Annotated in this window: 21 protein-coding genes, 1 other RNA gene, 1 pseudogene and 1 riboswitch; of the genes and pseudogenes, 10 read left to right on the plus strand and 13 right to left on the minus strand. The window is 60.9% G+C overall.

Annotated features, from left to right (window positions below):
• Window positions 1–142 precede the first annotated feature (142 nt).
• Window positions 143–496: RNase P RNA component class A (rnpB, locus tag ACM530_RS04990), an RNA gene on the minus strand.
• Between the two features lie 96 nt (window positions 497–592).
• Window positions 593–1,498 (minus strand): 16S rRNA (cytidine(1402)-2'-O)-methyltransferase, encoded by a 906-nt coding sequence (gene rsmI / locus ACM530_RS04995; protein ID WP_416364376.1) that lies wholly within the window; start codon window positions 1,496–1,498, stop codon window positions 593–595.
• A 165-nt stretch (window positions 1,499–1,663) separates the two neighbouring features.
• Here rsmI and ACM530_RS05000 point away from each other — a divergent pair, with 165 nt between their 5' ends.
• The 4 genes from ACM530_RS05000 to ACM530_RS05015 all read left to right on the plus strand — a co-directional run bounded on the left by ACM530_RS05000 (window position 1,664) and on the right by ACM530_RS05015 (window position 5,110).
• On the plus strand, window positions 1,664–3,475 hold the full coding sequence (locus ACM530_RS05000) for a penicillin-binding protein activator (protein ID WP_416364377.1): 1,812 nt from the start codon (window positions 1,664–1,666) through the stop codon (window positions 3,473–3,475).
• The gene (locus ACM530_RS05005; RefSeq protein ID WP_145166209.1) at window positions 3,475–3,846 is read left to right on the plus strand and encodes a YraN family protein; all 372 of its coding nucleotides are present in this window, start codon (window positions 3,475–3,477) and stop codon (window positions 3,844–3,846) included. Before ACM530_RS05000 ends, ACM530_RS05005 begins: the two co-directional genes overlap by 1 nt.
• 92 nt (window positions 3,847–3,938) lie before the next feature.
• The gene (locus ACM530_RS05010; RefSeq protein WP_003216190.1) at window positions 3,939–4,532 is read left to right on the plus strand and encodes a phosphoheptose isomerase; all 594 of its coding nucleotides are present in this window, start codon (window positions 3,939–3,941) and stop codon (window positions 4,530–4,532) included.
• A complete protein-coding gene (locus ACM530_RS05015; protein ID WP_106579572.1) occupies window positions 4,529–5,110 on the plus strand; it encodes a BON domain-containing protein in 582 nt (193 codons plus the stop codon). The genes ACM530_RS05010 and ACM530_RS05015 overlap by 4 nt, the downstream gene beginning before the upstream one ends.
• A 68-nt stretch (window positions 5,111–5,178) precedes the next feature.
• Here the strand turns inward: ACM530_RS05015 and ACM530_RS05020 are convergent, their stop codons facing one another.
• The 7 genes from ACM530_RS05020 to ACM530_RS05050 form a co-directional block, all read right to left on the minus strand.
• A complete protein-coding gene (locus ACM530_RS05020; protein WP_106579573.1) occupies window positions 5,179–5,961 on the minus strand; it encodes an OmpA family protein in 783 nt (260 codons plus the stop codon).
• A gap of 222 nt (window positions 5,962–6,183) precedes the next feature.
• Window positions 6,184–6,825 (minus strand): MBL fold metallo-hydrolase, encoded by a 642-nt coding sequence (locus ACM530_RS05025; protein ID WP_106579585.1) that lies wholly within the window; start codon window positions 6,823–6,825, stop codon window positions 6,184–6,186.
• Between the two features lie 55 nt (window positions 6,826–6,880).
• On the minus strand, window positions 6,881–9,610 hold the full coding sequence (locus ACM530_RS05030) for a LuxR C-terminal-related transcriptional regulator (RefSeq protein WP_416364378.1): 2,730 nt from the start codon (window positions 9,608–9,610) through the stop codon (window positions 6,881–6,883).
• Between the two features lie 284 nt (window positions 9,611–9,894).
• Entirely contained in the window at window positions 9,895–11,259 is a 1,365-nt protein-coding gene (locus ACM530_RS05035; protein WP_242194667.1) for a DUF1329 domain-containing protein, read from the minus strand.
• A 43-nt stretch (window positions 11,260–11,302) separates the two neighbouring features.
• Complete coding sequence (locus tag ACM530_RS05040) at window positions 11,303–13,162, minus strand: DUF1302 domain-containing protein (protein ID WP_106579576.1); 1,860 nt, start codon at window positions 13,160–13,162, stop codon at window positions 11,303–11,305.
• Between the two features lie 333 nt (window positions 13,163–13,495).
• Complete coding sequence (locus ACM530_RS05045; RefSeq protein ID WP_145166207.1) at window positions 13,496–15,178, minus strand: fatty acid--CoA ligase; 1,683 nt, start codon at window positions 15,176–15,178, stop codon at window positions 13,496–13,498.
• A 1,180-nt stretch (window positions 15,179–16,358) separates the two neighbouring features.
• Window positions 16,359–16,991 (minus strand): LysE family translocator, encoded by a 633-nt coding sequence (locus tag ACM530_RS05050; protein ID WP_416364379.1) that lies wholly within the window; start codon window positions 16,989–16,991, stop codon window positions 16,359–16,361.
• 84 nt (window positions 16,992–17,075) lie between these two features.
• Between ACM530_RS05050 and ACM530_RS05055 the strand changes: the two genes are divergently transcribed.
• The 3 genes from ACM530_RS05055 to ACM530_RS05065 all read left to right on the plus strand — a co-directional run bounded on the left by ACM530_RS05055 (window position 17,076) and on the right by ACM530_RS05065 (window position 19,915).
• Window positions 17,076–18,041, plus strand: a complete 966-nt coding sequence (locus ACM530_RS05055; RefSeq protein WP_416364380.1) for a 2-hydroxyacid dehydrogenase — start codon at window positions 17,076–17,078, stop codon at window positions 18,039–18,041.
• 30 nt (window positions 18,042–18,071) lie between these two features.
• Window positions 18,072–19,070: a methyltransferase gene (locus ACM530_RS05060; protein WP_416364381.1), complete on the plus strand. Its 999-nt coding sequence runs from the start codon at window positions 18,072–18,074 to the stop codon at window positions 19,068–19,070.
• Between the two features lie 51 nt (window positions 19,071–19,121).
• A riboswitch (yybP-ykoY riboswitch) is annotated at window positions 19,122–19,241 on the plus strand.
• Between the two features lie 89 nt (window positions 19,242–19,330).
• Window positions 19,331–19,915 carry a TMEM165/GDT1 family protein gene (locus ACM530_RS05065; protein WP_016974259.1) on the plus strand — a complete coding sequence of 195 codons (585 nt, stop codon included), beginning with the start codon at window positions 19,331–19,333 and terminating at the stop codon, window positions 19,913–19,915.
• A 122-nt stretch (window positions 19,916–20,037) separates the two neighbouring features.
• Here the strand turns inward: ACM530_RS05065 and ACM530_RS05070 are convergent, their stop codons facing one another.
• A complete protein-coding gene (locus ACM530_RS05070) occupies window positions 20,038–20,856 on the minus strand; it encodes a M48 family metallopeptidase (RefSeq protein WP_145165144.1) in 819 nt (272 codons plus the stop codon).
• 1,314 nt (window positions 20,857–22,170) lie between these two features.
• On the opposite strand from ACM530_RS05070, the pseudogene ACM530_RS05075 reads away from it, so the two are divergent.
• Window positions 22,171–22,365 (plus strand): annotated as a pseudogene (locus ACM530_RS05075) (HAMP domain-containing protein); the annotation flags it as partial.
• A gap of 114 nt (window positions 22,366–22,479) precedes the next feature.
• Window positions 22,480–23,223, plus strand: a complete 744-nt coding sequence (locus ACM530_RS05080; protein WP_372241492.1) for a methyl-accepting chemotaxis protein — start codon at window positions 22,480–22,482, stop codon at window positions 23,221–23,223.
• Window positions 23,224–23,340: 117 nt separating this feature from the next.
• Here ACM530_RS05080 and ACM530_RS05085 read toward each other — a convergent pair whose 3' ends face one another.
• From ACM530_RS05085 to ACM530_RS05095, 3 genes are read right to left on the minus strand one after another with little or no spacing between them, the layout of a single operon-like run.
• On the minus strand, window positions 23,341–23,961 hold the full coding sequence (locus ACM530_RS05085) for an SOS response-associated peptidase (RefSeq protein ID WP_262206924.1): 621 nt from the start codon (window positions 23,959–23,961) through the stop codon (window positions 23,341–23,343).
• A gap of 36 nt (window positions 23,962–23,997) precedes the next feature.
• Window positions 23,998–24,258 (minus strand): putative signal transducing protein, encoded by a 261-nt coding sequence (locus tag ACM530_RS05090; protein ID WP_106578701.1) that lies wholly within the window; start codon window positions 24,256–24,258, stop codon window positions 23,998–24,000.
• Window positions 24,259–24,269: 11 nt separating this feature from the next.
• The gene (locus tag ACM530_RS05095; protein WP_145165150.1) at window positions 24,270–24,452 is read right to left on the minus strand and encodes a CPXCG motif-containing cysteine-rich protein; all 183 of its coding nucleotides are present in this window, start codon (window positions 24,450–24,452) and stop codon (window positions 24,270–24,272) included.
• A 131-nt stretch (window positions 24,453–24,583) separates the two neighbouring features.
• Here ACM530_RS05095 and ACM530_RS05100 point away from each other — a divergent pair, with 131 nt between their 5' ends.
• Window positions 24,584–25,747 carry a 1-acyl-sn-glycerol-3-phosphate acyltransferase gene (locus ACM530_RS05100; protein ID WP_178119739.1) on the plus strand — a complete coding sequence of 388 codons (1,164 nt, stop codon included), beginning with the start codon at window positions 24,584–24,586 and terminating at the stop codon, window positions 25,745–25,747.
• Window positions 25,748–25,828: the final 81 nt, after the last annotated feature.

A 25,828-nucleotide genomic window follows, 5' to 3' on the forward strand; every position in this document is an offset into this window, starting at 1 on the left:
AGCTATGGCTTAAAGTTAAAGTGATTTATTAAGAGTAAGATTTTTTTGGTATTACGAAGATGCATCTGCCAATGATTTGGCAGGGAGGGATTCTTGCGTTACTACCGGGTTTCTGCACGAGATTCGGACAGAAGGAAAAAAGGTGGAGAGTCGATCTGTAAGCCGGGTTCTGTCTTGAACAGTCATTCGTCTACGATGGCCATCACTGGACATCTTTAGCAACCTACCCGGTCCCAGCGCGGGCCACGCCTTGGGACCCTATTTGGTCTTGCTCCAAGTGGGGTTTACCTAGCCACGAACTGTTGCCAGTCGTGCGGTGCGCTCTTACCGCACCTTTTCACCCTTACCGGCACCGAAGTGCTTAGGCGGTTATTTTCTGTGGCACTTTCCGTAGGCTCACGCCTCCCAGGCATTACCTGGCACTTCGCCCTATGGAGCCCGGACTTTCCTCCCCCCCCTAATTTTCATAGAAGGCAGCGACTGTCCAATCGACTCTCCGCCGCGCAGGTTAACGGCACGGCGGGCTGAGGACAAGTATTAAAAGTGCAGCAATGCCATCACGTTCGGACGGAATGCCGGTTCGCCCCCGGAACTATTCGGCTTTCTGTTTATCCAGCGCAACCTGATACAGCACATTCTTGCGCACGCCGGTAATTTCAGCGGCCAGCGCCGCAGCCCGCTTGAGGGGCATTTCCTTGAGCAGCAGATCGAGTACGCGCATGGCCTCACTGCCCACAGCATCCTCATCCTCCGGCGCTGCCCAACCGGCCACCAGCACCACACACTCGCCACGCTGTTGATTGCTGTCGCCTTCGACGAAGGCACGCAACGCTTCCAACGGCAGGCCCTTGAGGGTTTCGAACGTCTTGGTCAGCTCGCGCGCCAGCAGCGCGAGGCGCTCGCCGCCAAACACCAGCTCCATGTCTTGCAGGCATTCAAGGATGCGGTGCGGGGCTTCATAGAAGATCAACGTACGCGGTTCTTCCTTGAGCGCCTGAAGACGCGCGCGGCGCCCAACGGTCTTGGCTGGCAGGAAGCCCTCAAAGATAAAACGATCCGACGGCAACCCGGCAGCCGATAATGCAGCAATCAGCGCGCACGCTCCCGGAACAGGCACTACATTGATACCAGCGGCTCGCGCCTGGCGGACCAAGTGGTAGCCGGGATCGGAAATCAACGGCGTACCGGCATCGGAGATCAGCGCCACATCGTCACCGGCCAGCAGGCGCGTGATAAAACGGCTGCCTTCTTCGCGTTCGTTATGTTCGTGGCAGGCAGCCAGGGGCGTGCTGATACCAAAATGCTGCATCAACCGCTGGGAATGCCGCGTGTCTTCCGCCGCGATCAATTTTACGTCGCGCAACACTTTCAGCGCCCGGGCACTGATGTCGTCCAGGTTGCCAATGGGCGTCGCCACGATAAAAAGCGAGCCTGCAGTGGAATTCAAAGGACCTGGAGCAGTCAAAACGCACACCTCGATGGTTGGGAAAAGTCGCATTGTAGCGCGTAGGCGCCTCGATAATATGCCCTCAAGGTCGGCCGTCGATGGCTGTTGGCAGCATTTGCACGACCTAAATCGACGGTTTCACGCCAGTAACATCGCGCCTGGGCCAGTGCTTGGGTACACTTCCACGCTAATTTGATCGGTATCAGGAACACTTACATGATCGCTTGCCTGCGGCTGCTCTCCGCCCTCTGCCTCGCTGCCTTATTGGCTGCCTGTGCCAGCTCGCCCTCGTCCAGCCTTGGCGACCTCCCCCGGACCCCGGATGCCAGTATCGAGCAACTGCTCGAACAGGCTACCTCCGCCAACACGCCAGAAAAGGCCGCGATGCTGCGCCTGAGTGCGGCTGACCTGGCCTACCACCAGAACAACCCTGGGCGTTCGTCGCAGATTCTCGCGCAGGTGCCCCTGGATGTCCTGAAGCCAGCCGCGCAAGTTTTTGCCAGCACCCTGGCCGCCGAACTGGCCATGGCGCGCAATCAGCCCAAAGCTGCATTGGCAGCCCTGAACCATCCCAGCCTGCAAAGCCTGAAGGAGCTGCCGACAGACCAGCAGATCCGCACCGGCACTGTGCATGCCCGCGCCTATGAAGCCGATGGCCAGACCCTGGCCGCCGCGCGTGAGCGTGTCGCCATGGCTCCGCTGCTGACGGGCGACGCTGCCAACAGCAACCACGAAGCCATCTGGGCGCTGATTGCCGCGCTGCCGGCTGACCAGTTGCAAGCCAGCGGCAACCCGACGCTTGATGGCTGGATCAGCCTGGCCAAAGCCGTCAAAGGCGCCGGCACTCTGGAGCAACAACAAGCCGCGATCGACACCTGGCGCGCACAGAACCCTGGGCACCCGGCCGCAGTGCAACTGCCGGCGCCGCTGACCAAGCTCAAGGAACTGGCCAGCCAGCCGCTGAACAAGATCGCCCTGCTACTGCCGCAGGACGGTCCGCTGGCTGCGGTCGGCAAGGCGCTGCGCGAGGGCTTCATGGCGGCTCACTACCAGGCCGAACAAGCCGGGCAGAAACCGCCGGTCATCGAGTTTTATGACAGCTCGCGCCTGACCTCCCTCGACGACTTCTATGCCAAGGCCCAGGCCGCCGGCGTACAACTGGTTGTCGGCCCGCTGGAAAAACCGCTGGTCAAACAACTCGCTGCTCGCCCGCAACTGCCGATCACGACGCTGGCGCTGAACTACAGCGAACTGAATGAAAACCCGCCGCAACTGTTCCAGTTCGGCCTGGCCGCTGAAGACGAAGCCCGCGAAGTCTCGCGCCGTGCCCGCGCCGACGGCCTGCACCGCGCCGCCGCCATGGTGCCGCGTGGCGAATGGGGTGAGCGTGTCTACAAAGCCTTCCGCCAGGATTGGGAAGCCAATGGCGGCACCGTCGTCGGCGTCGAGTACGTTGACCAGCCGGTCGCCCTCGCCCAGCAGATTGCCGACCTGTTCCAGCTGCGCAAAAGCGAAGGTCGCGCCAAGAGCCTGCAAAGCGCCGTTGGCACTGATGTAGCGGCACAACCGTCGCGCCGCCAGGACATCGAGTTCATCTTCCTGGCTGTGACGCCGCAATTGGCCCAGCAGATCAAGCCAACCCTGAACTTCCAGTACGCCGGCGACGTGCCTGTGTATGCGACGTCCCACGTGTTCAGCGCCAGCGGCGACAAGAACCAGTACCTGGACATGACCAACGTCATGTTCTGTGAAACCCCTTGGCTGCTCAACACCACCGACCCGCTGCGCAACCAGGTTGCCGCGCAATGGCCACAAGCCAATGGCAGCCTGGGCCGCCTGTACGCGATGGGCGCCGACGCCTACCGTCTGGCTCCGCGCCTGGGCCAGCTCAAGGCGCTGCCGGATACGCGTGTCGACGGTCTCTCCGGCAGCTTGGGCATCAGCGCCAACCAACGTGTTGACCGCCAGATGCCGTGGGCGAAATTCGTTGGCGGCGACATCCAGCGCCTGCCGGACACCTCGCGCTGATGCCCGAGCGGTCCAGCGCACAAAGCGGCAAGGATGCCGAACTTCAAGCCCTCCAGTATCTGCAACAACAGGGTCTGCGCCTTCTGGCGCAGAACTGGTTGTGTAAACGCGGTGAGCTTGATCTGGTCATGCTTGACGGCGATACAGTAGTATTCGTCGAAGTCCGCTACAGAAAACACGCACAATGGGGTGGCGCGCTCGCCAGTATCGACGGGCGCAAGCGTCAGAAGCTGATACTCGCCGCGCAGTTTTTCCTGCAAAAAGAGCATCGCTGGGCTGACTCCCCCTGCCGTTTCGATGTGGTTGCCATAGAAAGCACACCGTCTGGCCCCGCTGATCTGAATTGGCTTAAAAATGCCTTCGACAGCTGATTCACCGGACATCTTCACCACACACTTTTGCTCTTTGCTTTGCGGGCTGCACATTCCTGTGCCAAACAGCCGCGCTACTTAAGGTCACACAGATGGACATGCAATCCCGAATTCGCCAGCTTTTCCAGGCCAGCATCGACACCAAGCAACAGGCGATGGACGTACTTGCACCGCACATCGAGCAAGCCAGTCAGGTCATGGTCAATGCCTTGCTCAACGAGGGCAAAATGCTTTCGTGCGGCAACGGCGGTTCGGCCGGTGATGCCCAGCACTTTTCCTCCGAGCTGCTCAACCGCTTCGAGCGCGAGCGCCCGAGCCTGCCGGCCATTGCCTTGACCACCGACACGTCGACGATCACCTCGATCGCCAACGACTACAGCTACAACGAAATCTTCTCCAAACAGATTCGCGCCCTGGGCCAACCCGGCGACGTGCTGCTGGCGATCTCCACCAGCGGCAACTCGGCGAACATTATTCAAGCGATCCAGGCCGCACATGATCGCGAAATGATTGTCGTAGCATTGACCGGCCGTGACGGCGGCGGCATGGCCTCGCTGCTGTTGCCGGAGGACGTTGAAATTCGCGTCCCGGCCAATGTCACTGCACGCATTCAAGAAGTCCACCTGCTGGCGATCCACTGCCTGTGCGATCTGATCGACAGCCAACTGTTCGGGAGTGAAGAATGACCGTTAACCGCCTCAGCCTTTTGGCCATCACGCTGTGCCTTGCCATCAGCGGCTGCAGCACGGCAATCACCGCGACACGTGACACACCGATTCAGGATGACCGGGGCACGCGTACTTTCGGCAGCACAATCGACGACTCGCTCATCGAAACCAAGGTCAAGGTGAACGTCGCCAAGGCCGCTACAGACTTGGGCAATGGCGCCTCGCGCATTGTGGTAACCAGCTTCAACGGCGTGGTACTGCTGGCCGGCCAGACGCCGCGTGCGGAGCTCAAGGCCCAGGCAGAACAAGCCGCCTCGTCGGTTCAGCGGGTCAAGAAGGTCCACAATGAACTGCAGGTCATGGACCCTATTACCCTGCTGGCCATCAGTAACGATGCGTTGCTGACCACCAAAATCAAGGCGCAGATGCTAACCGACAGCGCCGTCCCGGGCTCGCGCATCAAAGTCGTCACCGATAACGGCATCGTTTACCTGATGGGCCTGCTGACCCAGGCGGAAGCCACCCGCGCGTCCAACCTGGTTCAGGGTGTGTCCGGCGTACAGAAGATCGTAAAGGTGTTCGAATACATCGACTGATGTGATTCGCAGCCACAAAAAAGGGCGCCGTGCATTGACTGCACGGCGCCCTTTTTAGTGGCCTGCGTTTATTGGTACTGCTGGTACGGGTTGCCCTGGAACTGGTTGTTCTGCTGCGGCGCCTGTTGCTGTTGTTGCTGCTGACCTGGTTGGCCGTATTGCTGGCCAGGGATCGGGCCGAGGTTGACCTCTACGCGACGGTTCTGCGCACGGCCATTCACGTCGGCGTTGCTGGCAATCGGATTATCCGGGCCGGCACCGCGTGCACTCAGGTTGGTCGGGCTCACGCCTTGGGAGGTCAGGTAGTTGGCTACGCTCTGCGCACGACGCTGAGACAGGTCCATGTTCAACTGGCGGCTGCCGGTACTGTCGGTGTAGCCAACAATCTGGATGGTGTTCTGGTTGAACTGCTTCAGCGAGTTCGCCAGGTTGTTCAGCGGCGTATAGAAGCTGCTGGCGATCGCGTCCGAGTTGGTGGCAAAGGTAATGTTACCCGGCATGATCAGCTTGATCTGGTCGCCCTGGCGCTGCACTTCAACACCGGTGTTGGCCATGCTTTCACGCAGTTTCTTTTCCTGCTGGTCGGCGTAATAACCGTAACCGGCGGCGCCGATACCGGCGATAGCACCACCGATCAGTGCACCCTTGCCACGGTTGTTATGGTCGATGGCAGCACCGGCCAATGCGCCAGCCAGCGCGCCCAGGCCGCCGTACTTGGCGGTTTTGCTGATACCGCCTTGCGAACCATCATTTGCCTGCCCCTGGCTGCCGTCGTAAGGATTAGGCGAGGCGCAACCGGACAACAGGGCTACGGCGGTGGCAACAACAAGAAGACGACGCGGAGTAAACATGAAGGGAGCTCCTACTTTTGCATTCTGTGGTGCAAAGGACATTGGCAATGGACCTGTGCCGGGTTTTGAACGCGACAAACGGTAAAAATTCCGTGGCCTTCGTCCCTGCTGTGACAAAGGCGGGCCAGTTTCACCGCTAAGCAAACCGTAGCAGACCCAGGCTGAACGCAAGCTGCGACGACGATTCCTTGTATAGAACAGCCCCAGCCCCGTGGTTATTCCCTACGCCCGCACAAAGGGATTCTCACGCATCTCATCGCCCAACCGGGTGTCCGGCCCGTGCCCGGTAACCACCGTCGCGCCCTCATCCAGGGTGTACAAACGCTGCTTGATCGAACGCACGATGGTCGCCTGGTCCCCGCCCCACAGGTCGGTCCGCCCCACGCCGCGCTTGAACAACGTGTCGCCGGCAATCAACAACTTGGCATCGGCAAACCAGAAGCTCATCGAACCCGGTGTATGCCCTGGCGTGTGCAAGGCCACGCCGCAACCGCAGGCCAACGCCTCATCATCTTCCAGCCAGCGATCCGGCGACGGCACCGGCGTATAAGGCACGCGAAACATCTGGCATTGCATTTCCAGGTTATCCCACAGGAATTTATCGTCCTTGTGCAGATGCAAGGTGGCGCCCGTTTTCTCTTTCAATTGGCCGGAGGCCAGGAAGTGATCGAGGTGCGCATGGGTATGGATGATGCTCACCACTTTGAGGCCCAACGCCTCCAGGCGAGCCAGGATCAGCTCATGATTGCCGCCGGGGTCGACCACAATGGCTTTTTTGGTGATCGGGTCACCGATGATGGTGCAGTTGCACTGCAACGGGCCGACGGGGAAGGTTTCGCGAATCAGGGCTGGTAGCTGAGACATCAGAGCGAACTCGATCATTTGTAAGTCAGCGATTTTGGCACAAATGCGTTGCTCCCTACCCCAACAACCCCATCTCCTGCGCCCGCGCTACCGCCTGGGTTCGGCGCTCCACGCCCAGCTTGCTGTTGATATGGCTGGCGTGGGTTTTCACCGTGTGCAGGGAGATAAACAACTGGTTGCTGATCTCCTGGTTTGAGCAGCCTTGGGCGATCAGTTGCAGCACTGCCAGTTCGCGGGTGCTGAGGGTTTCGTGGGTGGGCAAGGCCTCGGCGGCGGCAACCACCGGCAGCAGCGCCAACAGGTTTTGGTTCAATAACGCATGCGGGGTCTTGCCGAGTTGTTCGCGCATCCAGTCAGGGTAACGCTCCAGCAGCCGCTGGAACGGTTGCAGTGCGCCACCAGCGCCCGTCTCAAGCGCCTGGGCCACGATTGGCCGCGCCTTGGCTTCCTGGCCGCACTCCAGCAATACATGCGCCTGCTGGGTCAGGGCCATCAGGGCAATCATCTGGCGCCCGCTGCTTTGCGCCTGCTGTGCCAGCTCTTCGAGGCGCTGCAAGGCCGCAGCCGGTTGATGGCGGATCGCATCGAGTGCGGCCTGCTGCAGCCCGATGTGTTGCGCCAGGTGTGGATGAAACTCCGGTGCGGCGGCGGCGTGCTCACCGTTATAGGTCTGCCCCAGGCGGGTCAGCCAGGCGTCGGCAAGGTCGGTGCGGCCTTGGGCCAGCCATAATTCGCATTTGATCAGGGTGATCATCGCCAGGTAATAGATCGGCGGCACGTCCCAGATATGCATCAGGCGCTCGGCTTCGGCGAGTTCGGCGAAGGCCTTGGCGAAATCACCGCGCCGCCCTTCGAAATTGGCAATCACACAATGCCCGATGAGTACGCTGATATCGCGGCAGGCACGGGCTTCGCTCAGGCCGGCACGCAAACGGGCAAGGCCAGCGTCAGACTGATAACGCACCAGCAGCAAATAACCTTCGTAGAGCGATAACCGCGCACGTACGGCGTACAGCCGTTGGGGCGCAAGGCCCTGCAGGCGTTGCAACCCCTGGCGCACTTCGTCCAGAGAACGCAGAATTTCGCCGCGCGCCTGCAACACGCGCGCGCGGTCGTAATGGGCCAGGGCCTCGAACAGCGGGTTGCCAACGCGCTGCGCCAGCTCCAGGGATTCGCGATTCAGGCCACGCGCGCGCCACAGGTCGGCATCCACAATAGCCAAGTTGGACAGGGTCGACAGGCACATCAGGCGCTGGCCATAGCGTTTGTGCGGCAGGCTTTCCAACGCCTCGCTGCAGTAACGCTGGGTCAACTCACGATCACCTCGCCCACGGGCGATGATCCCGCTCAGCGCCAACCATTGGGCCAGCATCGACTTTTGCGCAGTGGCCGACGGCGCCGGCAGGAAGCGACTGAGGTAGCCTGACAATTCTTCCGCCGCATCCAACTGGCACGCCAACCCCAGCGCCCAACTGTAGAGCACGATCAAGCGCGGCGTGCTGATCAGCAGGCTGTCGGGCAAGTCCATCTTCCAGCGCAGCAGCATGCCCACATTCTGCTCGGCCAGCAGTTGCTCCTCTGACAGGTTCTGCACCAGGTTTGCCGCCACATCGAGGTGCCCGGCGCGCAACGCCTGCTCCACGGCTTCGTCGATAAAACCCTGGGCGTTGAACCAACGACAGGCCCGCAAGTGCAGGCTGGCAATCGGCAAGGTGGCATTGCTCGCGCGGCGCGTGCGCAGCAAATCGGAAAACAAATGGTGGTAACGGTACCAGTGGCCCTGTTCGTCCAGCGGCACCAGAAACACCTGATGGGCCTGCAGATAGCGCAGGATTTCCGCGCTGTCATGGGCCTCGCGCACGGCGTCGCACAGCTCGCTGCAGAAACGATCCTGAGGCGCGGTGTCGTACAGGAACGCCTGCACTTCAACCGGCAGGCAGTCGATGACCTCTTCGAGCAGGTAATCGCGAATCAGCCCTTCGCCACCGTGCAAGCTGTGCGGCAACGCGCTTTCATTGCCCGCTTCGGCGATGGCCAACAGCCAGAAACGCAGGCCGGCGACCCACCCTTCACTGCGCCGGATCAAGTTGTCCAGCGCCTCGCCGCGCAACGAGCTGCTGTGCCGATCCAGCACGGCCAGCGACTCGTCGTGGGTCAGGCGCAGGTCTTGTTCATGCAGCTCCAGCAGGTGCCGGGACAGCCGCAGGCGCGCCAGGTGCCAGTCGGGACGTTGGCGGCTGGTGACCATGACCACCAGCCCATCAGGTAAATGATTCAGGAAAAACTGCAGGCAACGATCCAGCACCGGGCCCTGGGCCAGATGGTAGTCATCCAATACCAGCAACAAGGGCGCGCGCGTGGACAAGTGTAACGTCAGCTCATCGAGCAGGCCGTCGAGCCATTCTTCAAAGGCAAAGGGTTGGTGACGCTGGCGCATTTTCAGCAGGCCCAGGGATTGGGCGCCGAGTTGCGGGAAGTACTGTTGCAAACCGTCGAGCAGGCGCTCGAGGAAACGGCCCGGGTCGTTATCGCGTGGGCTCAGGCCCAGCCACAGGCTTTGCCAATGCGCCGGCAACCCCTGGCAGAACTCCACCGCCAGCGAACTCTTGCCGAACCCCGCCGGAGCGCTGACCAGTAGCAGTCGCCCCTCCAGACCAGCACTCAGCCGCTCGCACAGGCGCGGGCGCAGCACATAGCCGTCAGGCAAAGGTGGCCTGTAGAAGCGCGCTTCCAGCGTCGGAATTACTGCGCTTGGAGGCCCTTGGATTCGGGACAGATCAGTCATCGCCGGGCTCTTGTAGAAGGCTGTTGTCGGCATTGCAGATGTCCGCAGACTAGCGGTAAAAGCGGCGGGTTTGTAGATCTTTGCAACATTTACCTGAAAAAGAACTACGACAAAAAATGTGGGAGCTGCCTAGTGCAAGGCTGGCTTGTGTGGGAGTGGCTTGCCTGCGATAGCATCAACTTGGTGTAACTGATACACCGAGGCGCCTGCATCGCGGGCGAGCCCGACTCCCACACAAGCCAGCTTTACACAAGCCAGCTCCCACATCGTCGAGTGAGTGTTGCTTAGCGCACGCCATCCTGGCGCAGGGCCGCCGGGGTGAAGTCGCTGGTGGTGGCGGTGAAGCCGAAGTCATACGCCTGCTTCTCTTCGTTCTTCATGCCCAGGGCCAGGTAGCGGCCGGACTGCAGGTCGTAGAGGGTTTCGAGGGCATACCACGGCACTTGTTTGTCGTAGTAGTTCTCGGCGTGAGCTTCAGCCACGCGCCACAGTTGGCCACGGCCGTCGTAGTGGTCGATCACCGCGGCTTGCCAGGTGTCTTCGTCGATGAAGAAGTCACGCTTGGCGTAGATGTGGCGCTGGCCTTCCTTCAAGGTTGCGACCACGTGCCAGACGCGGCGCAGCTCATAACGTGCCAGGTCCTGGTTGATGTGGCCGGCCTTGATGATGTCGACGTACTTGAGCTTCGGATCGTCGATCTTGTAGCTGTTGGAGGCAATGTACATTTCTTTTTTGCCTTCCAGCTTCCAGTCGTAGCGGTCCGGTGCGCCGTTGTACATGTCGAGGTTGTCGGAGGTACGCAGACCATCGGCAGCGGTGCCCGGCCCGTCATAGGACACTTGCGGCGCCCGGCGAACACGGCGTTGGCCGGCGTTGTAGACCCACGCCGAACGCGGCTCCTTCACCTGGTCGAGAGTTTCGTGCACCAGCAGCACACCACCGGCCAGACGTGCCGGCGCGGTCACTTGCTGCTTGAAGTAGAACAGCACGTTGCCCGGGTTTTTCGGGTCGTAGTCCTTCATCTTGTCGCGGAACACAAACTGATCGCGAAAGTACACCAGGCTGAACGAGCCGTTGGTTTGCGGCGTGGCCTGAGTGACCAGACGCGTCACGCTGCCGCCGCGATAGCGGGTGATGTGGTTCCAGATCACTTCCACGCCGCTTTTCGGGATCGGAAACGGCACCGCGGTTTCGAAATTTTCCAGGCCGTTGCCGCCAGACACGAGGTTGGTGTTGGTGGCGTTCTTCTTGATGGCCGCGAACACATCAGCCGGCACGGTGGCGCCGCGATGGGTCGGGTAAACCGGCATCTTGAAGGTGTCCGGGTAACGCTTGAACATCGCGTACTGCCCCGGCGCCAGCTTGTCTTTGTACTGCTCGACGTTCTGCGCAGTGATCGTGAATTGCGGCTGCTCGCTGGCATACGGGTTGGCGAGGAAGCCACGGGCATCCACGGCGCCGGCATTGGTGGGCAGCGGCGACCATTTGGGGATGGTGCCGGCCGCGTTGCCCGCCATTTCGGCGCCCATCGGGGTCAGGGTCGTGCCCAGCTTGGCGGCTTCATCGGCCGAGACTGCCGCCATGACGCTACCCGCCATGATCGACAGCCCAAGCACACCCACGTGCAACAGACTTTTAGTTATTTTCATGTTCTGGCTCTTCCTGAAATGCATGCATCTGAAAAAGAAAGTCTTAGAAGTTCACGCCGGCGCTCAAGGCGATAAAGTCGCGATCGTCCACCGTGGTGAACCGCCCACCAAAGAAGTTGGTGTAGTTCAGGCCGACGGTGTAGGTGTTCTGGTACTCGGCATCGACGCCCAGGCTGACGGCCTTGCGACCCTCTTCAAAGTTGCCGCCAGGGCCTGGCGAATACCCTTTGACGTCATGAGACCAGGCCACGTTGGGCTTGAGGTTCACACCGGCAAACACATCCGGGTATTCCCAGATCGCCCGGGCGCGATAACCCCAGGACGTCGCGGTGGTGTAGCCGTCGTTGTTGCAGTTGGTGTTCAAGCCGGATGCATTCGGCAGGCCCGCACCTTGGGCGGTCGAATTGTTCAGCGCGTTGCAGAAACCACCCGGCAGCGTGCCAGGGCCGAACACTGGATCACGGCCATAACGCGCAGTGTTTTTGCTTTCCAAGCCGCCCACATGGGTTACGCCGATTTCGCCCACGGTGGTCAGGCGGGTCGCGCCCATCACCTGGTCGAAGAAGTGCGTGAAGGTGGTCTGGAACTGGGTCACTTCCTTGCGGTTGTAGCCGTGCAGGTCCTGGCCCGGTGTGCCCTTGAGCACCGATGCATTTTCATAGCCCCGAATCGGCGTAACGCCCGCATACAGAATATCGGTGGTGCTCAGTTGTACCGGCGCGTTTGGCCGGTAGCTCAATTCACCACTCCAGGCGGTGCCGGTAGGCAGCGTGGTGGAGAAGCTCAGGCCGTAGAGGCGGATATCTTCCGGGTACTCGACAAAGTACTGGGAACTGCCGGCCACGATCAACGGACGCAAAGCCGCCAGTTGCCCCAGCGGACGGGTGTAGGCCGAGTTAGGCGCACCTGTCGCGCTGAAGATCGGCGCACGGCTGTGGTAGTTCATGAAGTACGCGCCGAATTCGGTGTCCAGCGGTTCGAAGTTGTAGTGCATGGCCACGCCGAACTGGCCGCTGTCCCGTGCATCACGGTCACCGCCACGTTTTACCAGCACGCCCTCATTGTTAACGTCCACACCCAGAGCATTCAATGTCGGCAAGGCCGCGCCAGGGATGGTGGAGCGCTTGTTCAAGACCCGCAGGTTATTGCTGCAACCGTCGGCAATCACGTCTGGCTGGGAGAAAAACGTGCCGCAGTTATCCACCACGGTCTGGTCCCACTCCAACTGGTAGAACGCCTCTGCGGAGAGGTTGTCGGTGAGGGTCTGGGACACGTAAAACATATTGACCGGAATCAAGCCTTCCTTGATCTCGGCGCCCGGACGACGGAATGCAGACACGTCGATCGGGTTGATCGAGTTGATACCGCCACCAATGAACGTACTTTCGCCCCAGCTCACTACCTGCTTGCCGAAGCGCACGCTGCCTGGCTCATCGGCAACGGTGTAGTTGTGATAAATGAACGCATCGAGAATCTGCCCGCCCGAGGACTTGGCGCCCTCTTTGCGGTTGTTGTTGCTGACGTTCTTGAAGTCCAGGTCTTCGTTTTGCAGCGCGAAGTCGTACCAGTACTTGCCACGTACAAAGATGCCGGTGTCGCCGTATTTCAATTCAAGGTCATGGATACCCTTGAAGATCTTCGAGAAGGAATCACCCTTGTTGAAGTTCAGGTGGCCGTCATCGGAGGTCTGTGAAAGCCCCTTGCCGCCGTTGTTGACACCAATCAGGTCTTTATTGCGACCCGCAGTCGACCAGCTCGCCCCCACCGACAGGGATGAGTCAAAGCTGCCTTCGATTTCACCGATGTTGAAACTGACGCCGAATGCGGGCCCGGCGAGCGTAGAAGCGAGACTGACGGCCAGGGGCAGTCTTGCCCGGCGCCAGAACTGGTTTACTGAGGTCATCGACGCTACTCCATGTGCATTATTGTTATGGCAGTGAGTTCTTTCTTCTGGATGCGTGTAACGGCCGGAATACAACGATTCCAATGCCGAACGGCAACCGAGCCCCCATGGCCCGAAGCGCAACATCCTTGAAAAACTCTGAGATGGACTATAGCCAGCAGGGGGTACCGCTTGATCCCTCTAAAGTGTGATTTGCATCACCAACCCGTCTGCCACAGTCCTTTCGCCACGCCGACGAAGGCCGGCGCGGCAAGGATGGCTGAAAATTGGCAAATCACAAGTGAAGGCTTGAGATAGAGCATTGCCGCGCCCGATCGGGCGCGGCGAGGGGCATCAGAGGGTGGACAGGAACGTGCTGTTATTGGCCTGCCATTCAATGATGTCGATACGGATACGTTTTTTGTCGAGCTTGCCGACACTGGTCTTGGGAATTTCCGTAACAACGGCAATCTGGCTTGGAATCGCCCACTTGCTCAAATGGCCCAGTTCGACAAAAGGCTTGAGGTGTTCCTTGAGCTCGCGAGCACCTATCACATGGCCATCACGGACCACCAGCAACGCAAACGGGCGCTCGCCCCACTGCGGGTCGGCGATGCCCACCACCGCTACTTCGCGTACCGCCGGGTGACGGCTGACCAGGTCTTCGAGGGCCAGGGAGGAGATCCACTCGCCGCCGGTCTTGATCACATCCTTGATGCGGTCGCGAATGTCGATCACGCCAAATGCGTCCAGCGTGGCCACATCGCCGGTGTGCATCCAACCGCCCTCCCACAGCTCGGCGCCCTTTTGCGGCTCGTTGTAATAGCCCTCGGTCAGCCACGGTGCGCGCAGCACCAGCTCACCCTGGGACTCGCCGTCAGCGGGCAGGAAGTTGCCTTCGCTGTCGACAATCGCCGCTTCCACCAACGGCCCGGGCACGCCGGCCTTGATGCGGTAGGTGGTGCGCTCGTCCTCGGTGCCGGCCATCAGTTCTTCGTTGAGGTGGGCACACGACACCAGCGGCCCGGTCTCGGACATGCCGTACGCGGCAGTCAGTTGAATACCGCGCGCCTTGGCGGCTTCATACAGCGTGCGATTAAGCGCGCTGCCGCCGATGACGATTTTCCAGCCGCCAAAATCCACGCCTTGCGCCGCCTTGGCGTTGAGCACCATTTGCAGGATGGTCGGCACGCAGTGGGAGAAGGTGACCTTTTCCTTGCGCCACAACTCCACCAGGTATTCCGGGTCGTAGCGGCCCGGATAGACCTGCTTCAAACCGAGCATGGTTGCCACGTACGGCAGGCCCCAGGCGTGCACGTGGAACATCGGCGTGATCGGCATGTACACGTCGTTGGTGCCCAGCAGGCGCACGCTGTCGACGCTGCCCATGATCGTCGCAACGCCCATGGTGTGCAGCACCAGTTGGCGGTGGGTGAAGTACACGCCTTTGGGGTTGCCGGTGGTACCGGTGGTGTAGAAGGTGGTGGCGACGGAGTTTTCGTCGAAGTCCTGGAAGTCGTACGTGGAGCTGGCGGCCGCCAGCAGGGTTTCGTACTCGCCGACCAGGTTGGGCAGCTCGGCGGTCTTTTCGTCGCCGTCGGTGAGCAGCAGCGTTTTGTCGACCGTGGTCAGGTGGCCGGCGATGGCCTGGTAAAGCCCCACGAACTCGCTGTTGACCAGCACGAAGCGGTCCTCGGCGTGGTTCATGGTGTAGAGAATCTGTTCGGGCGACAGGCGCACGTTGATGGTGTGGATTACCGCGCCGATCATCGGGATGGCGAACATGCATTCCAGGTAACGGTGGCTGTCCCAGTCCATCACGGCGACGGTGTCACCGGCCTTGACGCCGGCCTCGGTCAGCACGTTGGCCAGGCGCGCGACGCGCTCGATGAGGGTGGGGTAGGTGTAACGCAGTTTGTCGCGGTAGATGATTTCCCGGGTTTTTTCGTAGCGGGTCCCGGACATCAGCAGGCGTTTGATCAACAGTGGGTATTGGTAAGCGCCTTCGGCGGGTGGGATAACACGGGTCTGCAACATACGAATCCCTTATCTGACTGCACGGTCTTGGCTTGAAGACCTGCACTTTAGAGAGCTTATGTGTCAGCTAAATCAGCCAAAGGAATGATTTGCAGAGGCCGATGAATGCTAGCTTTGAGCCATCATCCAGGTGCTACCGGGCTGGGGGCATATCCGTTATTTGGGTGATGGCCGCTTGGGGTTCCGCCCTTACGGCGGGTCACTTTTGAAAAGAGCCCAAAAGTAACCAAAAGGCTCTTGCCCCACCACTCGGCACCTCGCTTAGGCTCGGTGTGCCCTCACGCAGGCTTTGGAGCGTGGGCCGCCGCGATGGGCCATCCATGGCCCAACACGGCTAAACCGGCGTCCTGCCGGTTTACCCACGCTCCAAAACCTGCATGAGGCCAGCGTGGTTTAACGGGGCGCCTAAGATCAAAATCAAAAGCAGATCAAGATCAAAAGCAGAGCACGGCGGCCTAGTAGCCGACCTGAGTGGTTAGATCAAAAGCAAAAGCGAGGCGGCCTGACAGCCGACCTGATTCTGGAACCTGAACTCAATCAAATGTGGGAGCTGGCTTGCCTGCGATGGCATCAACTGGTTATGCCTGACACACCGAGGTGTCTGCATCGCAGGCAAGCCAGCTCCCACAGAAAAGCAAAGCAGTGCGGTGCGGTGGTGGAGGCTGAACTCGGTCAAATTGTGGAGCGGGCTTGCTCGCGAAGGCGGTGTGCCAGTGACACATGAGCTGACTGATCCACCGCATTCGCGGGCAAGCCCGCTCCCACATTTGGAGCTCAGTGCATCAGATAGAGGTGTGTTGCTGTGCTGTTGCCCTGCTTTTGCTTCTACCACTCAGGTCGGCTTTCAGGCCGCCGTGCTCTGCTCTTGATCTTGCTTTTGATCTGACAGGCCCCGTCAACCACGCTGGCCGAACGCAGGTTTGAATCCGTGGGTAACCCGGCAGGACGCCGGGTTAGCCGCGTTGGGCCATGGATGGCCCGTCGCGGCGGCCCACGGATTCAAGCCGGAGTGAGGGCACACCGAGCCTGGGCGAGGTGCCGAGTGGTGGGGCAGAGACCTTTTGGTTACTTTTGGGGCGTTTGCCAAAAGTGACCCGCTGTAAGAGCGGAACCATACGAAGCCGTTACCGCAGCAACGGATATATGCCCCCCTCCCACAGCACAAACCAAACCCCACCCCTCACTTCATACTCGTAAACGCAAGCTTCACACCAATCGCAATCAAAACCGCCCCCATGGTCCGATCAAACCAATGCCCCATCCGCGCAAACCCTGCACGCACCCGCTGCTGACTGAACAACATAGCCACCAGGCAAAACCACAACGCCGTCGCCACCGCCAGGTACACACCGTATCCAGCCTGGATCGCCAGCGGCGTGTGCGGATTGATCACCACCGTAAACAGCGACAGAAAAAACAGCGTGGCCTTGGGGTTCAAACCATTGGTCACAAACCCCGCAGTAAACGCCGCACGCGGGGTGCGCTCGCCCACTTCGAGCTGCAACTCACCCTCGGCAACCGGCTTGGCCGGCTGCGCGCGCAACGCTTTGAAACCGATGTACAGCAAGTACGCCGCCGCCGCCCACTTCAGCGCGTTAAACAGCACGATGGACTGCGACACGATCAAACCAATCCCCAGCAGCGAGTAGCCCACGTGCAGGAAAATCGCCGAGCCCACCCCCAGCGCGGTCCAGGTGCCGGCGCGACGGCCATGGGTCACACTCTCGCGCACCACAACAGCGAAATCCGGGCCGGGGCTGGCCACCGCCAATAAGTGAATCAAGGCTACGGTCAAAAACTCGGCGGCGTACATACTCACTCCATTAAGTAACTGATTATTTCATCTGATAGGCTCGGCAGATTACGCCTTCGAACCCTGTCGCAAAAGGTACAGTTGATGACGAACAATCGCCGCGCCGTCTTCCTTGATCACCCGTCCCTGGACCTTGGGGACCTGGACCTCAGCGAATTGCGCAACAGCTTCAGCGACCTGCAACTTTACGCGCACACCACGCCGCAGAATGTGGTCGAGCGCCTGCAAGGCGCCCAAGTGGTCATCAGCAACAAGATCGCGCTGAATACCGAAACGCTGCAAGCCTGCCCCGAACTCAAGCTGATCCTGGTCTCGGCCACCGGCACCAACAACGTCGACCTCGCCGCCGCCCGCGCCCATGGCATTACGGTGAGCAACTGCCAGGGTTACGGCACGCCGTCGGTGGCGCAGCACACGATCATGCTGTTGCTGAATCTGGCGACGCGCCTGAACGACTACCAACGCGATGTCGACGCAGGCAAATGGCAACAAGCCAAGCAGTTCTGCCTGCTGGACTACCCGATTGTCGAGCTGGAGGGCAAAACCCTCGGCCTACTCGGCCATGGCGAACTGGGCAGCGCCGTCGCGCGCCTGGCCGAAGCCTTCGGCATGCGCGTGGTGCTCGGCGCGATTCCGGGCCGCCCTGCCCGCGCTGACCGCGTGCCCCTGGATGAACTGCTCGCGCAAGTCGACGCGCTGACCCTGCACTGCCCGCTCAATGAACACACCCGCGACTTTATCGGCGCCCGCGAACTGGCACTGCTCAAGCCCGGCGCGTTTATCGTCAACACCGCGCGCGGTGGCTTGATCAACGAACAAGCCCTGGCAGACGCGTTGCGCAGCGGCCATCTGGGCGGTGCGGCCACCGATGTGCTGAGCGTGGAGCCACCGGTCAATGGCAACCCGCTGCTGGCCGGCGATATTCCTCGCTTGATCGTGACACCCCACAACGCCTGGGGCAGTCGCGAAGCGCGGCAGCGCATCGTTGGCCAACTGGCGGAAAACGCCCGCGGCTTTTTCAACGGCACCCCGCTGCGCGTCGTCAGTTGATAAACTGCGCCCCTTTTCAAGGAGCAGACCATGGATCCGCGCAGTGAAGTACTGCTTCGTCAGGCCGAACTTTTTCAAGGCAACCTGCTGCTGGTAGGTTTGCCCGCCGACGATTTGCTCGGCCGCCTGCCCAATGCCCACGGCTGGAGCTGGCATGCCGGCGACCAGGCGGCGCTCGATGCGCGCTTCCCCGAGCGCAGCCATTTCGGCGTGAACGCGCCCGAGCGCAATTTTGATGCGGCGGTGATTTTCCTGCCCAAGTCCAAGGACCTCACCGACTACCTGCTCAACGCCGTGGCCGCCCGCCTGCCCAGCGCCGAGCTGTTTCTGGTCGGCGAGAAAAAAGGCGGTATCGAAAGCGCCGCCAAGCAGATGATTCCGTTCGGCAAGCCCCGCAAGCTCGACAACGCGCGACACTGCCAGCTGTGGCAGGTCACCGTGACCAATGCCCCGCAAGCGGTCGAACTGGAAAGCCTGGAGCAGGTGTTTGACGTGCCGCTGGCCGAAGGACCGCTCAAGGTTGTGAGCCTGCCGGGCGTGTTCAGCCACGGTCGCCTGGATCGCGGCACCGAGCTGTTGCTTGCACACCTGGACAAGTTGCCCAGCGGGCACTTGCTCGACTTTGGCTGCGGCGCGGGCGTGCTGGGTGCTGCGGTCAAGCGTCGCTACCCGCACAACACGGTGACGATGCTTGACGTGGATGCGTTCGCCGCCGCCAGCAGCCGCCTGACCTTGGCGGCCAATGGCCTGGAAGCCGAGGTGTTGACCGGTGACGGCATCGACGCCGCGCCGATGGGCTTAAACGCGATTTTGAGCAACCCGCCGTTCCATGTCGGCGTGCACACCGACTATTTCGCCACGGAAAACTTGCTGCGAAAAGCGGCGAAACACCTGGCAAAAGGCGGCGAACTGCGCTTGGTGGCCAACAGTTTCCTCAAGTACCAACCGCTGATCGAAGAGCACTTGGGCGTGTGTGCAATCAAGGCCGAAGGCAATGGTTTTCGCATTTATCGTGCCAAACGCGGCTGATGGCTTTTTGAAAAAGAAGGCTTGCCGAATGGGTTTTGCCTAGGCAGAATCCGCTCCGTCCTAGGGGAGTAGTCTCCCACGAGCGCCATGCTCGTCCGGCATACGTCAACATACTTGGTCAGCAGACCATGGCGTATGCGACCCAGGAGTCCGCACAGACGGACCGGGGTTTGACAAGACCTATGACACGCACACCTTACCCGGGGCGGGAAGGCTGTACGTGTCATAGCCGTGTCGACCCGCCCCTGGAAACTTACCTGATGCTGGATTCATTACTCGTTCCTACCGCAATCGTTGCCCTGGCCGAAATCGGCGACAAGACGCAACTGCTCGCGCTCATCCTTGCTGCTCGCTTCCGCAAGCCCTGGCCCATCATCGCCGGCATCGTCGCCGCGACCCTGGCCAACCATGCGGCCGCCGGTGCCGTGGGGGCCTGGTTCGGCAGCTTCTTCTCGGATGCGGTGCTGCACTGGATCCTCGCGGCGAGCTTCTGCGCCACGGCGCTGTGGACCCTGGTGCCGGACAAACTTGACGACGACGAAGCCAGTACCACGCGCAAATTCGGGCCGTTCCTGACCACGCTGATTGCGTTCTTCCTCGCCGAGATCGGTGACAAGACGCAGATCGCCACGGTGATGCTGGCCGCGCAATACCCTGAGCTGTGGCTAGTGATTATCGGCACCACCCTGGGCATGCTGATTGCCAACGTGCCGGTGGTTCTGGCGGGGAATTTTGCGGCGGAGAAACTGCCGTTGACCTTGATTCGTCGACTGGCGGCCACGGCGTTCTTCGTTCTGGCGGTGGTGGCGGTGTACAAGGCCATGCAAAGCAGCGGCTGGATCTAGGCCTGTAAACCCCAATCCAATGTGGGAGCTGGCTTGCCTGCGATAGCATCAACTCGGTATTTCTGAATGACCGAGCCGCCTGCATCGCAGGCAAGCCAGCTCCCACATGGGTCCGCGTTAACTCAGGATTTTTTGGCCTGCTGGTAAAGCGGCATTACTTTCGGAATCGCCGCCTGCAACGAAGCGATTCGGCTGTCGGAGGCCGGGTGTGTGCTCATGAACTCCGGCGGCGCACCTTCCGAAGCCTTGGCCATCTTGTTCCACAACGTGATGGCCGCGTTCGGGTTGTAGCCGGCCCGGGCCGAGAGCTCCAGGCCGATCAGGTCGGCTTCGTTTTCATTGGCGCGGCTGTTGGGCAGCGTCATGCCGTAGTTGGCCACCGTATCGGCCAGCGCCAGGCTGTCCTGGCCCAGACCGAACAAGGCACCGGCGCCCTGCTTAGCCATCTCGATGCCGTAGGCCTTGGACATGGCTTCACGGCCGTGTTCGCGCAAGGCGTGAGCGATTTCATGGCCCATCACCGCGGCCAGTTCGTCATCGGTGAGCTTGAGGTTGTCGATCAACGCGCTGTACACGAAGATCTTGCCGCCAGGCCCGCAATTGGCGTTCATCTCATCGCTTTTGATCAGGTTCACTTCCCACTTCCACTGCGCCGCATCCGGGCGAAAGGTCGGCGCCTGGGCGATCAGTCGGTTGGCAATGGCCTGCACGCGCTTGGCGTTGGCACTGGTCTTGTCGAGCATGCCTTTGCCGCTCGCCTCACCCAGCGTCTGCTGGTAGGACTGGGCATACATCTGGTCGACTTCCTGACTCGACAACATGCTGAACATGTACTGCTTGCGCTCTACCCCGACGGCGCCGCCGCTGGTGGTGTTTACCGACTGGCAACCCGCCAGCAGCATTGCCGCAACCAAACCACTTACCGCCAATGACTTCTTCATGAACACGCTCCCTGAAAACATGGCGCGTATCCTAGGCGCTCATGTGTATCGGCGCCAGATACAACAGACGTGTAACCGCTAACTTTCAGATACATCCCACATGCCCACAGCGGCGGCCACCAGTCCATTTGCGACATTCGGCACTATTTCGCCCGCCAAGCCTTAAGCCTCCCGAGCCCGTGGCCGATACACAAAGGCAGCCCACCTGCCCTTGCGCCCGGAGCGTTCATGAAATTCAAGTCGATTCAGTTTTCTGTCGCAGCACTGACCGGCGCCATTGTGCTGAGTGTGGTCGCTGTCCTGGTGCTTTACGCGGTGTTCGCCGGCGCGCGCACCCAGGAACTGGTGCAGCAACGCACCCAGGCGCAGTTCGAGCAGATCATCGAGCAACGGCTCACCGCCCTGGCGCAAACCCAGGCCACGTTGATCCAGCGTGAACTGGAAGCGCCATTGGTGACCGCCAAAGGCCTGGCCACAGCCAACGCCCTGCTCGGCATGAAAGACGCCAAGGGCGAACCGGCCTTGCAGGTGGGCCGCGAACAACTGATCAACCTGCTGCACGAAACCGTGGTGCGCAACCCGAAAATCCTCGGCGCCTATATCGGCTGGGAGCCCAATGCGATCGACCACAATGACGCCGCCTACGTGAACACGCCGATCGTCGGCATGGCCGCCGACGGGCGCTTCCTGCCGTGGTGGTACCGCAACGCCGATGGCAGCCTGGGCCTGGATAAACTCGCCGACGTCAACGACCAGAACATCCTCGCCACCGGCGTGCGCGCCAGTGAGTACTACCTGTGCTCCAAAGAAAGCAAAAAGCCCTGCGCCATCGACCCTGCGCCTTACAAGGTCGGCAACGTGATGGTGATGCTGGCCTCGTTTATCGAACCGATCATGATCGACGGCACCTTCCAGGGCATCGTCGGCGCCGATCTGTCGGTGAACTTCATCCAGGACATGCTCACCCGCGCCGACCAGAACCTCTACAACGGCGCTGGCGAAATGGCGCTGATTTCCAACAATGGTCGCCTGGTGGCCTACACCAAGGACGCGAGCAAGCTGGGCGAAAAAGCCACTGACTTGCTCGACAGCAACGAGCTGGCCAATCTTGTCCAGTTGAAAGTCGGCGAAGTGCGCTACGACATCGACAAGGAACACGGGCACATCGAGCTGTTCCTGCCCTTCAACATCGGCCAGGCCGAAGCACGCTGGACCTTGATGATGCAGCTGCCACTGAGCGCGGTGATGGCCGATTCGCAAAAACTGCAAAGCGACCTGCAAGCCCAGCGCAAGACCGACACCTTCGGCATGGCCATGGTGGGCCTGTTGATTGCTGGCCTCGGCTTGCTGGTGATCTGGCTGGTGGGCCACGGCATCGCCCGCCCACTCAAGCAAATGGTGGCCATGCTCAATGACATCGCTCAGGGCGAAGGCGACCTGACGCGCCGCCTGACCAGTGACCGCGCCGATGAACTGGGCGCGATTGCCACTGGCTTCAATACCTTCCTGATCAAGTTGCAAGGCATGATCACCCAGGTGGTGAGTTCGGTGCAGAAGGTCAGCGATTCGTCGGAGCACACCGCCGACATCGCCATTCGCACCAACCAGGGCGTGCACAAACAGATGGTCGAGATCGACCAGGTGGCCACCGCTGTGCATGAGATGACGGCCACCGCCCAGGACGTGGCGCGCAACGCCACCCAGGCCGCGCAAGCCGCCAGCCACGCTGACCAGGCCGCAAGCCAGGGCATGCGCATCGTGCGCGACACCTCTACGTCTATCGGCGCATTGGCGCAGGAAATCGGTAAAGCGGTGGGCGTGGTGCAAACCCTGGCCAAGGACAGTGAGAACATCAACGCGATCCTCACAGCCATTCGCGGGATTGCCGAGCAGACCAACCTGCTGGCCCTCAACGCCGCCATCGAGGCAGCGCGGGCCGGCGAGCAAGGCCGTGGTTTCGCGGTGGTGGCCGATGAAGTGCGCAACCTGGCGCAGAAGACGCAGAAGGCCACCGAAGAAATCCAGACCATGATCCAGCAGTTGCAACAAGGCACGCGCGATGTGGTGAAGGTGATGGAAGACAGCCAGAACCGCACCGATGAAAGCGTGCAGCATGCGGCGAAGGCGGCCGAGGCGCTGGAGACAATTACTCAGGCGGTGTCGGTGATCAACGACATGAACACCCAGATCGCCAGCGCCGCCGAGGAGCAGAGCGCGGTGGCCGAGGACATCAATCGCAATGTGATCAATATCGGCCAGGTGGCCAATGAAGTGGCGGGCGGCGCGGATGAATCGAGCGCAGCCAGTGCGGAGTTGACCAAGCTGGCGGAGCAGCAGCGGCGGTTGATCAATCAGTTCAAGGTTTAGGGATTTGTGGCGGGTTTGAGGCCGCCATCGCAGGCAAGCCAGCTCCCACATTTGGATGGGTGAATACCGTCAAATGTGGGAGCTGGCTTGCCTGCGAAGGGGCCAGTGGCTCCAACCTCAACCCGGGGTCAGGCACTCCGGCCCATTCAGCTTCGGATCATTGACCATATTGGCCAACACCCGCTCGCGCAACGCAGCCGGCTCACTGGCCAGCAAACCCTGCAACACAGGCAACGGCGTTTGTGGATCCAGCCACGCCTCCTGCCCCGCCGCATCCAGAATCAACGGCCGCCGCTGACTCTGCGCCGCCTGGGTCACCACCGCGGTGCTCAGCCACACCTGCTCCTGCACCGGATACGCTTCCCAGATCGCCGCAAAAAACAGGGTCGAGCCCTCGCCCGGCGTCAGCCAGTACGGGCGCTTGCGCTGGGTACCGCGCCACTCGTAAAACCCGTTGGCGGGCAGCAGGCAGCGGCGCTGGCGAAAGGCTTCGCGGAACATCGGCTGTTCGGCCAGGGTTTCGGCGCGGGCGTGGGCCGGGGTGCGGGAAAGGTCAGTCAGCCAGGGCGGCGTCAGGCCCCAGCGTGCACGCGCCAGGGTGCGCTGGCCTTCGCTCAAGCGCTGAATCAGCACCGAATCATTCGGGGAGATGTTCCACTGCGCCTGCTGGTCGGCCGGGAATCCCGGCAAGGCAGCAAACGTAGGGTTCCAGCGAAACAGGGCATAACGTCCACACATGGGGCAACACGACTCTTGGGTAAACCGACCGACAGCCTAACAGACCAATACGTCGGGAAAGCTGTCGGGTTCGTCGCCAGGCAGCGGTTGCGCGCCGATGTAGGCCGTAATCAGCTCACGGGCGTAAACGGCCTGGTCGTTGTCTACCTCCAGGCCCAGCAGGCCGAAAATCGGCAATTCGCCGGTACCACCGAGTAAATGGCGCCCCACCAGGTGCGCCTCGATGCCCTCGCTGGCGAGCATTTGTTGCAGCAACTCGCCTTCCATCAGGTTTTCCGGTTCATAGATTCGCTGCATGGGCGTACCTGTTACTCGTTTTCGCTGCGGACCGTGAGCATCCATTCGTCACCGTGTACCTGCAGATCAAAGATTATCGGCCGGCAACACACCGGGCAGTCTTCAATGTATGACTGATCGCCGCCGGAAAGGTCCAGCACGGCCTCAGCCGGCTCACCACAATAAGGACAATCGTACGACTCGGTTTCCAGCATCGCGGTCTCCCAGGTGACTTGTGCGTATAATCGCCGGTCTATTTACAGGGCTATTCACGGCAGAGCCAATATTGCGGCCGCACCCTGATACTTCCTTTACTTACACTAGCCGTTTCTAACAAGAGAGCATGATGGGCGAATTCGATACCATCCGACCTTACAACGACAGCGAAGTCCCGGCAGTGCTGGCGCGTCTGTTCAGTGACAAGGCCTTTCTGGACATCCTGACCCACTTCCGCTTCCCGCGCTTTGCCGGCGCCCTGGGCTGGCTGCTCAAGCCGATGATCGCCCGCAAGCTGCGCCGCGAGTTCGCCGGTGTCACCACCGTGGCCACGCTGCAGGACAAAGTCGAATATTACGTCGACCACACCATTGACCGCGCAACCGACGGCGTTACCTATACCGGCGTCGAGCAGCTTAAGTCGGGCACTGCCTACCTGTTTCTGGCCAACCACCGCGACATCGTGATGGACCCCGCCTTCGTCAACTACGCCGTGTACCACGCCGGCCTGCCGACGCCGCGCATTGCCATTGGCGACAACCTGCTGCAAAAGCCGTTTGTCAGCGACCTGATGCGCCTGAACAAGAGCTTCATCGTGCACCGCTCGATCACCGGGCGAAAGGAAAAGATGGCGGCGTATAACCTGCTGTCGGCCTACATCAACCATTCGATCCGCAACGACTGTCAGTCGATCTGGATCGCCCAGGCCGAAGGCCGGGCCAAGGATGGCGATGATCGCACCGAATCGGCGATCCTCAAGATGTTTCACGTCAGCCGCAAGGATGAGCCGTTTGCCGAGGTGATCCAGTCGCTGAACCTGACGCCGGTGTCGATCAGCTACGAATACGACCCCTGCGACACGGCCAAGGCCCGTGAACTGTATATCCGCGCCACCACCGGCACCTACAGCAAGGCGCCGGGCGAGGATGATGTGAGCATCGCTCTGGGCATCACCGGCTACAAGGGCCGTGTGCATGTGAACTTTGCGCCGCCGATCACCGAGCGTTTCGAGGACACCAAGCTGCTGGCGGTGGAAATGGACCGGCAGATTCTCGGCGGCTATCGCCTGTTCCCGGTGCATTACCTGGCGTACGCGCAGTGGAGCGACGCCGACCCGCAATTGCAGGTGCCGACGGCGGCCGAGGTGTTCCCGGCCGATGAGCTGGCCAAGGCGCAAGCGGAGTGGGAGCGGCGCTTGAGTGAGTGCCCGGCCGAGCATCGCCCGTACCTGGTGGTGCAGTACGCGACGCCGGTGAGGAATCAATACCGGGTTAAAGCCGGGATTCCACTGTAAACACCGAAGCAAAATGTGGGAGCGGGCTTGCTCGCGAAAGCGGTGGTTCAGTCAAGGATGTATCGACTGAGCCCCTGCATT

The sequence above is a fragment of the Pseudomonas sp. NFX183 genome, from assembly GCF_047943075.1.
Classification (GTDB): domain Bacteria; phylum Pseudomonadota; class Gammaproteobacteria; order Pseudomonadales; family Pseudomonadaceae; genus Aquipseudomonas.